Origin of the sequence: Microbispora catharanthi, from assembly GCF_006334915.2 — a bacterium.
GTDB lineage: Bacteria > Actinomycetota > Actinomycetes > Streptosporangiales > Streptosporangiaceae > Microbispora > Microbispora catharanthi.
Map to the genome: position 1 here is coordinate 257,451 of NZ_VDMA02000012.1, position 13,510 is coordinate 270,960.

At 71.6% G+C, this 13,510-nt stretch carries 11 protein-coding genes; 7 read left to right on the forward strand and 4 right to left on the reverse strand.

Annotated elements, in window-relative coordinates; translation table 11 throughout:
• Positions 1-37: 37 nt before the first annotated feature.
• Entirely contained in the window at positions 38-1,315 is a 1,278-nt protein-coding gene (locus tag FH610_RS23340) for an MFS transporter (RefSeq protein ID WP_139576757.1), read from the forward strand.
• A 95-nt stretch (positions 1,316-1,410) separates the two neighbouring features.
• Here FH610_RS23340 and FH610_RS23345 read toward each other — a convergent pair whose 3' ends face one another.
• From FH610_RS23345 to FH610_RS23360, 4 genes are all read right to left on the reverse strand, one after another.
• Positions 1,411-2,568: a lactate 2-monooxygenase gene (locus FH610_RS23345; RefSeq protein ID WP_139576758.1), complete on the reverse strand. Its 1,158-nt coding sequence runs from the start codon at positions 2,566-2,568 to the stop codon at positions 1,411-1,413.
• 74 nt (positions 2,569-2,642) lie between these two features.
• Positions 2,643-2,786, reverse strand: a complete 144-nt coding sequence (locus tag FH610_RS23350) for a hypothetical protein (protein WP_205825986.1) — start codon at positions 2,784-2,786, stop codon at positions 2,643-2,645.
• A 243-nt stretch (positions 2,787-3,029) separates the two neighbouring features.
• Positions 3,030-3,773, reverse strand: coding sequence for an SDR family NAD(P)-dependent oxidoreductase (locus FH610_RS23355; RefSeq protein ID WP_167538761.1), 744 nt, complete (start codon positions 3,771-3,773; stop codon positions 3,030-3,032).
• A complete protein-coding gene (locus FH610_RS23360) occupies positions 3,770-5,008 on the reverse strand; it encodes an acyl-CoA dehydrogenase family protein (protein WP_139576760.1) in 1,239 nt (412 codons plus the stop codon). Before FH610_RS23360 ends, FH610_RS23355 begins: the two co-directional genes overlap by 4 nt.
• A gap of 98 nt (positions 5,009-5,106) precedes the next feature.
• Between FH610_RS23360 and FH610_RS23365 the strand changes: the two genes are divergently transcribed.
• From FH610_RS23365 to FH610_RS23390, 6 genes are all read left to right on the forward strand, one after another.
• Complete coding sequence (locus FH610_RS23365) at positions 5,107-5,748, forward strand: helix-turn-helix domain-containing protein (RefSeq protein ID WP_139576761.1); 642 nt, start codon at positions 5,107-5,109, stop codon at positions 5,746-5,748.
• A gap of 144 nt (positions 5,749-5,892) precedes the next feature.
• Positions 5,893-9,939: a Pls/PosA family non-ribosomal peptide synthetase gene (locus tag FH610_RS23370; RefSeq protein ID WP_139576762.1), complete on the forward strand. Its 4,047-nt coding sequence runs from the start codon at positions 5,893-5,895 to the stop codon at positions 9,937-9,939.
• A gap of 19 nt (positions 9,940-9,958) precedes the next feature.
• Positions 9,959-10,687, forward strand: coding sequence for a BPL-N domain-containing protein (locus tag FH610_RS23375; RefSeq protein ID WP_139576763.1), 729 nt, complete (start codon positions 9,959-9,961; stop codon positions 10,685-10,687).
• A gap of 103 nt (positions 10,688-10,790) precedes the next feature.
• On the forward strand, positions 10,791-12,170 hold the full coding sequence (locus FH610_RS23380) for a M1 family metallopeptidase (RefSeq protein ID WP_139576764.1): 1,380 nt from the start codon (positions 10,791-10,793) through the stop codon (positions 12,168-12,170).
• Between the two features lie 369 nt (positions 12,171-12,539).
• Positions 12,540-12,962, forward strand: coding sequence for a DUF6098 family protein (locus tag FH610_RS23385; protein WP_139576765.1), 423 nt, complete (start codon positions 12,540-12,542; stop codon positions 12,960-12,962).
• A gap of 67 nt (positions 12,963-13,029) precedes the next feature.
• Positions 13,030-13,510: HAMP domain-containing protein (locus FH610_RS23390; RefSeq protein ID WP_240809139.1), on the forward strand; the 481-nt coding region annotated here is incomplete at its 3' end.

The following is a 13,510-nucleotide window of genomic DNA, read 5'->3' on the forward strand; positions in this document are numbered from 1 at the left end:
TCAGGGCGCTCCCCCTCGCTTCTTCCCAGGAGGTCCGGTGAGCTCTGCTCATGCCCCTGTCTCCAACCCCTTCAAGCAGCCGAAGGCGGTGTGGGCCGTCGCCTTCGCCTGCGTGATCTCGTTCATGGGGATCGGGCTGGTGGACCCGATCCTGCCCGCCCTCAGCACGAAGCTGCACGCCACGCCCAGCCAGGTGTCGCTGCTGTTCACGAGCTACCTGGTCGTCACCGCCGTGGCGATGCTGGTCACCGGGTGGGTCTCCAGCCGGATCGGCGCCAAGCGCACCCTCATCGTGGGCCTCGCCCTGATCGTGGTGTTCGCCGCCCTCGCAGGGACGTCCGGCAGCATCGGCGGCATCGTCGGCTTCCGCGCCGGCTGGGGCCTCGGCAACGCCCTGTTCATCGCCACCTCGCTCGCGGTCATCGTCGCGTCGAGCAGCGGCGGCTTCGCCGGAGCGATCATCCTGTACGAGACCGCGCTCGGCGTCGGCATCGCGGTCGGCCCCCTGCTGGGCGGCGTGCTCGGCGGCATCAGCTGGCGCGGCCCGTTCTACGGCGTCGCGGTCCTGATGGCGATCGCGCTGATCGCCACCGTCACCCTGGTGCGGCCCACGCCCACGCCGGCGACGAAGACCGGCATCGCGGCGCCGATCAAGGCCCTGCGTCACCGCGGCCTGCTCATCCTGGGCCTGACCGCGCTCTGCTACAACTGGGGCTTCTTCACCGTGCTGGGCTACGCGCCCTACCCGATGGAGCTCGACGAGCACCAGCTCGGCCTCGTCTTCACCGGCTGGGGAATCCTCGTCGCGATCTTCTCGGTCTTCGGCGCCCCGCGGCTGCAGGCCCGCTTCGGCATCGCCCGCACGCTGTACGCCAACCTCGTGCTGTTCAGCCTCGACATCCTGGTGATCGCGCTGTTCACCGACAACCGGGTCGCCGTGATCTGCGGCGTGATCGTGGCCGGCGTCTTCATCGGCGTCAACAACACGGTCACGACCCAGGCGGTCATGACCATCTCGCCCGTGGAGCGGCCCATCGCCTCCGCGTCGTACGGTTTCATCCGCTTCATCGGCGGCGGTCTCGCGCCCTTCGTCGCGGGCAAGCTCGCCGAGCACTTCGACAGCCGGCACGCGCCGTTCTACATGGGGGCCGCGGCCGTGCTCCTCGGCGCGGTCGTCCTCACCACCGCGCACCGGCAGCTCGGCGAGGCCGAGCGCGCCCAGGCGGCCGAGGCGGCCGCCGCCGACCCGGCCGCCGCGCGGCGGGAGGAACTGGAGGAGGAGGCCCTGGCCGAGGACCTCGGTTCGGCCACCTGATCGAGGGGCCGGGGGCCGGGCGCGGCGGCCCCACACTGCGTTGCTCATGAGCCAGACCGCCGCGGCCGAGGTGGGATTACCACGCGAGGGCCGGGTCAGATCCGTGTGAGCAGGTCCGGGGTGAGCGCGGCGACCCCGGCGCAGCCGGAAAGGGCCAGGGTGAGATCGGTCTCCGCCAGCACGCAGCGGATCACGTGCTCCACCCCCGCCTGACCGTCCAGGCCCAGCCCGTACGCGTACGGACGGCCGAGCAGCACGGTCCTGGCGCCGAGCGCGAGCGCCTTGACGACGTCGTCCCCGGTGCGGATGCCGCCGTCGAACAGCACGGTGAGCCGGTCGGCCACGGCGTCGGCGACGGCCGGCAGGGCGTCGGCCGCCCCGATCGAGCCGTTGACCTGGCGTCCGCCGTGGTTGGAGACGACGACGCCGTCCATTCCGGCGTCGGCGGCCAGGCGGGCGTCGTCGGGGTGCAGGACGCCCTTCAGCACGATCGGGCCGTCCCAGTGCTCGCGCAGCAGCGCGAGGTCCGGCCACGTCTTGCCCGGGTCGCCGAACATCCCCACGAAGTGCAGTACGGCGGCGTTCGGGTCCTCGTGCACGGGCCGGGCGAGCCCGGCCTGGAACGCCGGGTCGGTGAAGTAGTTGGCGGTGCCGACGCCCCGCAGGAACGGCAGGTAGGCCTGGTCGAGGTCGCGGGGCCGCCAGGCCAGCAGCGGCGTGTCGAGGGTGACGACGAGCATTGTGAACCCCGCCGCCTTGGCCCGGGCGAGGAAGCTGAGGGTGACCTCGCGGTCCTTGCCCCAGTAGAGCTGGAACCACCGCTCGCCGTCCCCCATGGCCGCCGCGACGTCCTCCATCGGCGTGCTGGAGGCCGACGACAGGATGAAGGGCACGCCCGTCGCGGCGGCCGCGCGGGCGGCGGCCCGCTCGGCCTCCGGATGCATGATCGAGAGCACGCCGATCGGCGCCAGTGCCAGCGGCGCGGGCAGCCGCCTGCCCAGCACGGTCACCGACAGGTCGCGTTCACGCACGTCGCGCAGCATCCTCGGCACGATCCGCCAGCGGTCGAGCGCCTCGCGGTTGGCGCGCTCGGTGCGCCCGCTGCCCGCGCTGCCGGCGACGTAGCCGACCGGACCCGGCCCGAGCCGCCTCTCGGCCATCTCCTCCAGCCGGGTCAGGTCGGTCGGCAGCCGGGGCACGGCCCCGGTCATGCCGCTGAGATAGATCTCGTACTGGAAGTCCGCCCAGCTCATCGCGCTCGCTCTCGCTCCGCTTCCACCCGGCCGTCGCCCCGGCGGCTCCTGCCGAACACATTATCGGGAACCGATCAACGGGCCCCGCGCGCCAGGTGGGGGTTTGCGGCGCGGGACGTGAGGCGTTCCCAGTTGCGGTGGGCGATGTCGGCCTTCTGCTCGTCGGTGAAGGGGGCGTCCTCCAGGAAGGAACGGGCGACGCCGGCGCTGGTGTCCACGAAGGGGAAGCCACCGGGGCGGAACCCGTAGGTGAAGGGGTAGTCGGTGCGCGACGATCCGCAGTCGGTCGGACATGCGATGCTCCTCAGCGCTCCGTTTCCAGTGAAAGCAATGACATCGTATCAGCGTTGATAACGCTGGAACCATCCATGCGTTATCAGCGATACACGACACCACGTCCACTGGGCGGGAGCAGCACCGCGGTCCCCAGCCGGGTTCCGGCTCCTGACCAGGGACGGCGATCAGCGAGGGCCGGGGGCGCGGCGGAAGGCGAAGGGCTGGCTCTCGCGGCCCGGCACCACGAACCAGCACTCGCCCGTGCCCTCGCTCGCCAGCAGCGAGAAGAACGCGTCGACGACCGTCTCGACGTCGAGGATCGGGAACTTCAGCTCGTCCAGCAGCGCCTTGGCCTCGGCGTCGAGGATCGCCGTGTCCGCGAACGACGGGCACAGCCCCTGCACCCGGACGCCGAGGGGCTCCAGTTGCGGGCCGAGCGAGCGGACGAGCCCGACGACCGCGTGCTTGTTGGCCGCGTAGACGGGATCGGAGGGGATGCCCACGATCCCCGCCATGCTCGCGGTGGCCACGATCACGCCCCCGGCCCGCATCGCAGGCAGCGCGGCGTGCACGCCGAAGACGACGCCGTCGAGGTTGACCCCCATCACGCGTCGGTAGCGGGCGAGGTCGAAGTCCTCGCCGAGCCCGAACCCCGAGGCGACGCCCGCGTTGAGGAAGGCGAGGTCGAGCCGCCCGTGCCGCTCGACCGCGAGCGCGACCGCGGCCTGGTTGTCCTCCAGCCGCGACACGTCGGTCCGCACGAACGCGGCGCCGATCTCCTCGGCGGTGCGCGCACCGGCCTCGGCGTCGACGTCGGCCAGCACGACATGCGCGCCGTACGCGGCCAGGCGGCGGGCGACGCCCGCGCCGATGCCGCCCGCGCCCCCGGTGACGAGCGCGACCTTGCCGGAGATGTCGTCGGTGTTCACAGCGGCAGTCCTCCCGTTGCGGCCCTGGTCGAGCCGGTGGCCCGGTACGCCTCGATGGTGCGCTCGGCGATGCGCATCTGGTGGATCTCGTCGGCGCCGTCCGCGAACCGCGCCCATCGCGCGTGCTGGAACATGTGCGCCAGCGGAGTGTCGGTCGAGTAGCCGAGCGCCCCGTGGACCTGGATGGCCCGGTCGACGATCCGGTTCAGGCTGTTCGCCACGAAGTGCTTGGCCATCGAGACCTCGGTGCGGAAGTCCTCACCCTTGTCGATCTTCGAGGCGGCGTGCAGGACCATGAGCTTGCACTGGTAGAGCTCCATGGCCGAGTCGGCGATCATCCACTGCACGCCCTGCTTGTCGGCGAGCAGCGATCCGTGGCTGAACCTGTCCAGCGCCCTGCCCACCATCATGTCCAAGGCCGTCTCCGCCTGCGATATCCACCGCATGCAGTGCGCCAGCCGGGCCGGACCGAGGCGGTACTGGCCCAGCCGGTGGCCGTTGCCCCGCCCGCCGAGCACGGCGGAGTCCGGCAGGCGCAGGTCGGTGATGACGATCTCGCTGTGGCCGGTAGAGCCGTGCATGGTCTCGATCTCGCGTACGTCGTTCCAGCCGTCGGCGGGCAGGTCCACGAGGAAGGCCGTGTTGGCGCCCCGTGCGCCCTCCGGCAGGTCGAACTCGGTCTTGGCGATCAGGATGGCGAAGCTCGCCCTGCGGGCATTGGAGATGAACCACTTGTGCCCGTTGATCACCCACTCGTCGCCGTCCTTCACGGCGCTCGTACGGATGAGGGTCGGGTCGGAGCCGGCCACCTCGGGCTCGGTCATCGCGAAGCACGACATCTTCACGCCGTCGAGCAGCGGCCGCAGGTAGCGCTCCTTCTGCTCGTCGGTGCCCCAGTGCAGCAGCGTGTGCATGTTGCCCTCGTCGGGGGCCGCGCAGTTGAGCACCCACGGGCCGAGCCTGGTCTTGGCCGCCTCGGCCTGCACCATGGCCAGCTCGACGTGACCGAGGCCCATGCCGCCCCATTCCTTGGGCATGTGCGGCAGCCAGAGCCCCTCCTGCCTGGCCCTGCGGCGCAGGTCGAAGATCGTGCGCAGGTACTCCTCGCGGGTGAGGACCTTCTCCTCGGAGTCCTCGAACGGCTTCACCGCCGGGATCACCGTCTCCTGGACGAACGTCCGCACCCGCGCGCGTATCTCCTCGTGCTCGGGAGCGAGCGTGAAGTCGATGGCCATGGCCCTCCCTCGGGCACGATAATGCGACTGACACGTCAAATAAGACGATCGCCTGAAATACCGTATCCTTTGGCCGTACGAGCGACAAGGGAGGCACGATGGCGGCGGAGACCACGGTTCGGAGGCTCGTGGACGCCGCGGAACGCCTGTTCGCCGAGCGCGGCATCGACGCGGTGTCGCTGCGCGAGATCAACACCGCCGCCGGGCAGCGCAACTCCACCGCGCTGCAGTACCACTTCGGCGACCGCGCCGGGCTGCTGAAGGCGGTGCTCGCCAAGCACCGCCCGGAGATCGAGGCACGACGCCACCAGCTTCTGGACGAGTACGAGGCACGCGGCCCGCTGCCTCAGGCCGACGCCCTGCGTTCGCTCGCCGCCGCGCTCGTCCGCCCGGCCGCCGCCAAGCTGGCCGACCCCGACGGCGGGCGGGACTACCTGCGCGTCATGGAGCAACTGGTCCACCGCGTGCCGCCCAGCCTCCCCGAGGACGGCGGCGGCAGCATCGACCGCTGGCGTGAACTGGTCGCCCCCCTGCTTCCCGAGGCCGCCGTACGCCTGCACCAGCGCTTCATGGCGATCCGCATGACGTACGTCGAGCTGGCCCGCCGGGCGAGCGGCCCGCCGGCCCGGGACGACCGCCTGTTCACCAGCCATCTGATCGACGTGGTCTCGGCGGTCCTCGCGAGCGAGGTCTCCGACGAGACCGCCCGCCTCCTCGCCGAACGCGAGCAGCGCCCCTGATACCACGGCGCCCGGCGTCGCCGTACGCCGGAGTTCGGCGGGCCGGACAGAGCCCAACTTTTGCGCTGTTTGGGGATTCGCTACGGGAGCGTAGCGACAGGGAGGGGCACACCTAGGGCGACGACGATCGGCCTAAGGGTGATCATGCCTAGTCACGCATCGCGAACAGCGCGGGCCGAGGGCGGCTCGCGGATCTCGCACGGGGGATCACGCAGGCGGCTGCACCACGTCTTCGAAGCACGGTGCGACCTGACGCCGCGGGCGACGGCGCTGGAGTGCGGACAGCTGAGGCTCACGTACGCCGCGCTGGACGCCCGGGCGAACCGGCTCGCCCACCTGCTGCGCGACCTGGGGATCGGACGCGGGGCCCGTATCGCGATCCTGCTGCCGAGGTCGGTGCACACCTACGTGGCGCTGCTCGCGGTGGGCAAGGCGGGCGCGGCGTTCGTGCCGATCGACCCGCAGTCGCCGCCGGACCGGGTCGGCTACATCCTCGACGACGCCGGCGCCGACCTCGTGCTCACCACGTCGGATCGATCGTTCGCCGTCGTCGCGCTGGGTCACCGCGTGCTCGACCTCGACGCCTCCGCCGGCCTCGTCGCCGCCGCGCCGGTCACCCGCCCGCTCGACGGCGCAGCGGACGACGACGATCCGGTCGCGTACGTCATGTACACCTCCGGGTCCAGCGGCCGGCCGAAGGGCGTCGAGGTGGCGCAGTCGAGCATCTGCAACTTCCTCGACGTCGTGCCGGGCCTGTACGGCGTGCGGCCGCACGACCGGGTCTACCAGGGGATGACGATCTCCTTCGACTTCTCCGTCGAGGAGATCTGGCCGACGTGGTCGGCCGGCGCCGCCCTCGTCGCGGGCCCGGCGGGCTTACCGCAGTTCGGCGCGGAACTTGCGGACTTCCTGGACCGCAGCAGGATCACGATGCTCTACTGCGTGCCGACGCTGCTCGCCACGATCCCGCGTGAGCTGCCGTCCCTGCGCACCCTCATCGTCGGGGGCGAGCCCTGCCCGCCCCGTCTGGTGGAGCGGTGGAGCCGGCCGGGCCGGCGGATCCTCAACACGTACGGGCCGACCGAGGCGACCGTCACCGCGACCTGCGCCGAACTGCTGCCGGGGCGGCGCGTCACCATCGGCCGGCCGTTGCCGACCTACTCCGTGGTGCTGCTCGACGAGCGGCGCGACCCGGTGCCGGACGGCGAGGTCGGCGAGATCTGCATCGGCGGGCCCGGCGTCGCCCGCGGCTACATCGGCCGTCCCGACCTGACCGCCGACCGGTTCATCGAGCACCCGCTGGCGTCCCCCGGCGGCAGGTTGTACCGCACCGGGGACCTCGGCCGCGTGACCGCGACCGGGGAGATCGAGTACCTGGGCCGTGCCGACTCCGAGGTGAAGATCCGGGGACACCGGGTGGACCTGGGCGAGATCGAGAACGTGCTGCTGGAGGACGCCGGCGTCGCCGAGGCCGTGGCCGCCCTGATGCCCGTGCCCGGCACGGGCGCCTCCGGCGACGAACTCGCCGCCTATGTCGTGCCCGCGAAGGGGAACGGGAACGGCCGGGACTCCGGCAGGGCGCTCGTCGGGCGGCTCCACGACCGGCTGCGCCGCAGACTGCCGTCGTACATGCTGCCCTCGTTCCTGGACGTCGTGGCGGCGCTGCCGGCCATGCCGAGCGGCAAGGTGGACCGCAGGAGGCTGCCCCCGCCGACCGGCCGTCGCCTGGTGGCCTCCGGGCCGGTGACGCCCGCCGAGAGCGACCTGGAAACACGCCTGCGCGAGGTGTGGGCGGAGGCGTTCGGCGTCGACCCCGAGTCGCTGTCGGTCGAGGCGGACTTCTTCACCGACCTCGGCGGTCACTCCCTGCTGGCGGCCCGCGTGGTGTCGCTTCTGCGCGCCGGCGAGATCGGTGCGGGCCTCGCGGTGCGCGACCTCTACGCCAACCCCACGGTACGCCGCCTCGCCGCCCATCTCGGCGGTCGTACGGGCGTCCCGCCGCGGGACGCCCGTGCGGCCCCCCTTCGGCACGGCGGCCGCCGGATCGCGCTGGCCGGGGCCGTGCAGAGCGCGGTCATCTACCTGCTGCTGCTCGTGATCACACTGCCGGTCTCCGTCACGTTGCACGCGTGGACCAACCCCCGCGCGGACGCGATCCCCCATGTCCCGAGGAGGGACGAGGGCTGGCTGCTCCTGCCCGGAGACGGCGGCGCCCTGCTCGCCTCACTGGCGCTGGCCGCCATGACCGCGTACCTCTGGGTGCACTGGCTGCTGCCGGTGCTGCTCGCGCGGCCGCTGGCGGCCGGCGTCCGGCCCGGCCGATATCCGCTGTGGGGGGCCACCTACCTGCGGCTGTGGGCGCTGCAACTGCTGCTGTCGGTCTCCCCGCTGCCGCTGCTGAGCGGCTCCCCCATGATGGGGGCCTACCTGCGGCTGCTCGGCGCGCGGGTCGGTCCCGGCGCCGCCGTCGTGACGGGCGACGTCAACCTCCCGACCATGCTGCGGATCGGTGCGGGCGCCTCGGTCGGCTACCGGGCCTCCCTGCACGCCTGGCTGGTGGTGGACGGCTGGGTGGTCGTCGCCCCCGTGGAGGTAGGGCCGCACGCGTTCCTCGGCAACGGGGTCGTACTCGGACCGGGCGCACGGGTCGGCGCCCATGCCGGGCTCGGCGACCAGTCGGCCCTGACGCAGGGCGAGACGGTGCCGGACGGAGCGCGGTGGGCCGGGTCGCCGCCGAGCCCCGTGGAGTCCGTCGGGCCGGCGGTGGAGACGATGCTGCGCGCCCCCGCACCCGGCGGATGGAAGGCGCGTCATGTGGCCGCGGCCGTGGTCGTCCTCGGCTGCCTCGAGGCGGTCATGCTGGCCTCGATCGTGCCGAGCGTCCTGGTGGTCTGGGCGGCCGTGGCCACCTGGGGCCTCGCGGCCGGCCCGGTCGCCGTCCTGCTGGCGGGCCCGCTGTACGTGGTCGTCGTCTGCGCGGCGGTGGCCGTCGGCAAACGCCTCATCCTGCCGAAGGCACCGGTCGGCGTCCACCCGGCGCGTTCCTGGCTCGGCGTACGCAAGTGGGCCGTGGACAAGCTCCTGGAGTTCAGCCTGAGGTCGACCAACTCCCTCTACGGCACGCTGTACACCTCGCCATGGCTGCGGCTGCTCGGCGCGCGGGTCGGCCGTCGCGCCGAGGTGTCCACGGCCGCGCAACTCGACCCCGACCTCCTCACGCTGAGCGAGGAGAGCTTCGTCGCGGACATGGCGAGTGTGGGGGCCGCCGGCTTCGCCCGCGGCCGTGTCGCCTTCCTGCCAACTGAGGTGGGCAGGCGGGCGTTCGTCGGCAACGCCGCGGTCATCCCTGCGGGGACGCGGATGGGATCGGGCTCCCTGGTGGGCGTCAGCACGGTCCCTCCGCGCGACGGCGTGCCCGAGGGCACCTCGTGGCTGGGCTCTCCCGCGATACACCTGCCCGTACGGCAGGACAGCGGCTCGTTCTCCGAGGACCAGACGTTCCGACCGCCTCGCCGGCTGGTGCTGCACCGCCTGGGCGTCGAGTTCTTCCGCGCCACCCTCCCGGCGATGCTGTTCGGCGCGGGCTTCTACCTTCACCTGCTGGGCGTGCACGCACTCGCCCGCGTCCTGCCCCTGCCCGCGGTCGCGGCCGCCGCGCCGCTCGTCGCCTGCTCGGCGGGGCTGGCGTTGATCGGCTGCTGCGTCGGCTTCAAGCGGCGCCTCATCGGCGTCTACCGGGCGAGAGTGGAGCCGTTGTGGAGCCGGTTCGTCCGGCGCACCGAGTTCGTCACCGGGCTGTACGAGGCCGCCGCGGTTCCGGCCGGGGTCGCTCTTCTGGCCGGCACCCCGTTCCTCCCACCCGTCCTGCGGTGGTTCGGGGCCCGCATCGGCAGGCGCACCTGTATAGCGACCACCTACCTGACCGAGTTCGACCTGGTGGAGATCGGTGACGACGTCGCGATCGGATCGGGGGTGTCACTGCAGACGCACCTTTTCGAGGACCGGGTCATGAAGATGTCCACCGTGACCGTGCGGTCCGGCGCGAGCATCGGCCCCCGCGCCGTGGTGCTCTACGACTCCGTGGTGGGCGAGGACGTGTCGCTCGGCGCTCTGTCGCTGCTGATGAAGGGTGAGCAGCTCACGCCGGGCACAAGCTGGCGAGGCATCCCGGCGCAGACCGCCCCCGCCTGAGAGATGTGCGAGGAACACCATGAGATCCATTGGCATACGCAGGGCCCTCCGCCGCGTCTTCCGCCCCGAGAAGGCCCCTCCGCCGCGCACCGGACGGCCGCTCGCGCTCGTCTACCGGGGCCCGGCCTCGATCCCCGGCTGCTCCGAGGCGGTCGCCGGGTTGCTGGAGGCCAGCCGCTGGGGCTTCGACGTCCGCTACACCGGCCCGCACGAGGAGATCCCGCTCACGGCGGAGGCGCTGGCCGGGGCCGCCGTGTACGCCCAGCCCGGCGGCGGTGACCTGGCGCGCGGCTATCGGCACCTCAGGCGGCTTCGCGGCCCGCTCCGCGACTTCGTCGCCAGGGGCGGCCGCTATCTCGGCTTCTGTCTCGGCGGCTACCTCGCCGGAGCCACCCCGGGATTCGCCCTGCTGCCAGGCGACACCGACCAGTACATCGTCACACCGGGCGCGACCGTGGAGGGCGAGGAGGACACGCTCGTCGACGTGCGGTGGCGCGGCCGGAACAGGAGCGTGTTCTTCCAGGACGGCCCCTGCTTCCTGCTCGAACCCGGCAACGAGGCCACCGTCCTCGCCACCTACCCCAACGGCGCCGTCGCCGCCCTCGTCACACCGTACGGCGCGGGCCGGGTCGCCGTGGTCGGCCCGCACCCGGAGGCCACCGACGACTGGTTCAGCGACGCCGGTCTGCCGGTCCGGCAGGCACAGGATCTGGGCCTCGATCTTGTGGACGCGGCGATGGCAGGGTGAGCGGTGTGGCCGGCGTGGCCAGGGCGACCATGCGGAAATATGCCACAAAAGGAACTAATGTGACGAATTACCGCTTTTAGCCAAAAATCCCCATTATGGGGGGATGGTGCGTAAATTAGCCGCCCTCGCCGCGAGCCTCACCGTAATGGCGTCCTCGGCCGCTCCGGCCGCCGCGGAGCCGGTCACCTTCCTCCCTGGGTCGGCGGGGATGGGCGACCCCTACTATCCCCTGCAGGGCAACGGTGGCTACGACGTCGGACACTACGACCTGCGCCTGCGGTTCGACCCCGACGACCACGAGGTGGACGCCACCACGACGATCACCGCGACCGCCGCCCAGAACCTGTCCCGGTTCAACCTCGACTTCTCCGGGCCGCCGATCAGCAGCGTGACGGTGGACGGCGCCCAGGCCGATCACCGCCGCGAGGGCCAGGAATTGGTGATCACCCCTGCGAAGGGGCTGAAATCGGGGAGCACATTCACGGTCGCGGTCTCCTATGCCGGGACGCCGAAGGCGGTCTCGGACGCGACCGGTCACCAGGGGTGGATCAAGACCAAGGACGGCGCGTTCGTCGCGTCCCAGCCGGACGGTGCGCGCAGCTGGTTCCCGGCCAACGACAGCCCGGCGGACAAGGCCACCTTCTCCTTCAGGGTGTCCGCACCGGAGGACCTCACCGTGCTGGCCAACGGTGAGCGTACGGGTGCGGACGACGCGGACGACGACGGCTACCGCACGGTGCGGTGGGAGATGAGGCAGCCGATGGCGCCCTATCTCGCCACCGTCGCGATCGGCCGCTTCACAGTCGACGAGGGCACCGTCGACGGCATGCCGAACGTGACCGCCTACGACCCGTCGCTGGCGAAGAAGTCCGAGCACCTGCACGAGTTCACGGCGAAGGCGGTCGCGTGGGAGACCGGGCTCTTCGGCCCCTATCCGTTCTCCTCCACGGGCGGCATCGCGGACGGCAACGGCTCCGTGACCGCGCTGGAGACGCAGGGCAGGCCCGTCTACAGCGGCGGTCCGACCGACGACCTGGAGATCGTGCACGAGCTGGCGCACCAGTGGTTCGGCGACAGCGTCGGTGTGCGGAGCTGGCGCGACATCTGGCTCAACGAGGGCTTCGCGACGTACGCGGAATGGCTCTACCAGGAGCAGCACGGCGGGCCGTCCGCCAAGGAGATCTTCGACCGGCACTACCGGAAGAACGGCCACTTCTGGAACCTGAAGACCGGCGATCCCGGCCGGGCCCACATGTTCGACGAGCACGCGGTGTACCTGCGGGGCGCGATGACCGTCCACGCCCTCCGCACGAAGATCGGGGACAAGGTGTTCTTCTCCCTGCTCAAGACCTGGGCGCAGGAGAACAGGCACGGCACGGCGACCACGGCCGACTTCGTCTCCCTCGCCGAGAAGCTCAGCGGGCAGAACCTCCGCCCCCTCTTCGACGCGTGGCTCTACCAGGCGAACAAGCCCCAGATCTGAGCCAGGGCGTCGGAGCCGCCGGGCCGGCGCAGGCCTATCCCAAGGGGTCGTGCGGGCAGTCGTCGAGCTACCTGTACGTCTGCGGGCTCGCCCGTCCTCCGTCAACGGTGTAATAGCGGTAATAATGCGCATTAGCAGCGCGGCTTGGGTATCCGTGCGGCCGTCACGGTGCGTGATGTCCCCTCCCGCCTTCACCGGACGGGGGTTTGCCCTGTTGGCGGACGGGGAGGGGAGGACGGCACCGCGGACGGACCGTTTTCGGGCCGCCCGCTTCCGGTGCAGCCGTTGTCCGGTATCGGCGCGTTCGTGCTCCGCACCCTGCGTGACCGTCCGGAAGAGACGCGACGGGCGTGAGCGTGGAGGGGCGAGGTGAGCGGAATACCGACGATCAAGAGCCTGGACGAGCTGACCGAGCTCGTCGAGCACCGGCCCGGGCTGTACCTGCGCTATTCCAAGGGCCCCGACGCCGACGCCGGCAAGCCGAGCGTCGACTACGAGAGCCGTCTGGAACTGCCCGGCCTGTCGGTGACCGTGCTCGACGCCGAGCGCTGGTGGACCCTCCCGCTGCGCGACTGGCTGGCCCGTCAGATCTGCAAGTACACGCACCTGGCCGAGAAGGACGAGGAGCGGCACGCGTGGGTGCTGGCCGGTCGCGTGGTGGCCCGCGGCCCCGACCACGAGCCGCTCATCGACCAGGTCGAGCCGGTCGCGTGGCTCGACGACTCCGTGGTCGAGCAGGCGCGCGAGCACTACGAGAAGGTGTTCGACGCCGGCCGCGACTCCACCGGATGAGTCCGCGGCCGCGGCCACAGGGGCCGATGCGTTCGGCAGTGCTTTATATGCTTTCTTTCTCCTGTTCATGACGGTGATCGCGAGGGTGGACATGGTCGAGAGGGCAGGCACCGCGAAGCGTGCGCGATCAGCACGCGCCGCCGGCGGTGACCCCGAACTGGATCTGCGGCAGCTCCTGGCCGGCCTCACCGCCGTACGGGACGGCGACTTCGGCACCCGGCTCCCCGAGGACGGCGACGGCCTGCTGACGGAGATCGCGACGGTCTTCAACGGGATGGTCGACCAGCTCTCCCTGTTCACCTCCGAGGTGACGCGCGTGGCGCGGGAGGTGGGCACCGAGGGCCAGCTCGGCGGCCAGGCCGAGGTGCCGGGGGTGTCGGGCACCTGGAAGGACCTGACCGACTCGGTGAACGCGATGGCGGGCAACCTCACCAGCCAGGTCCGCTCCATCGCCGAGGTCACCACCGCAGTCGCCAAGGGCGACCTCTCCCAGAAGATCACCGTCGACGCCCGCGGCGAGATCCTCGAACTCAAGAACACCGTCAACA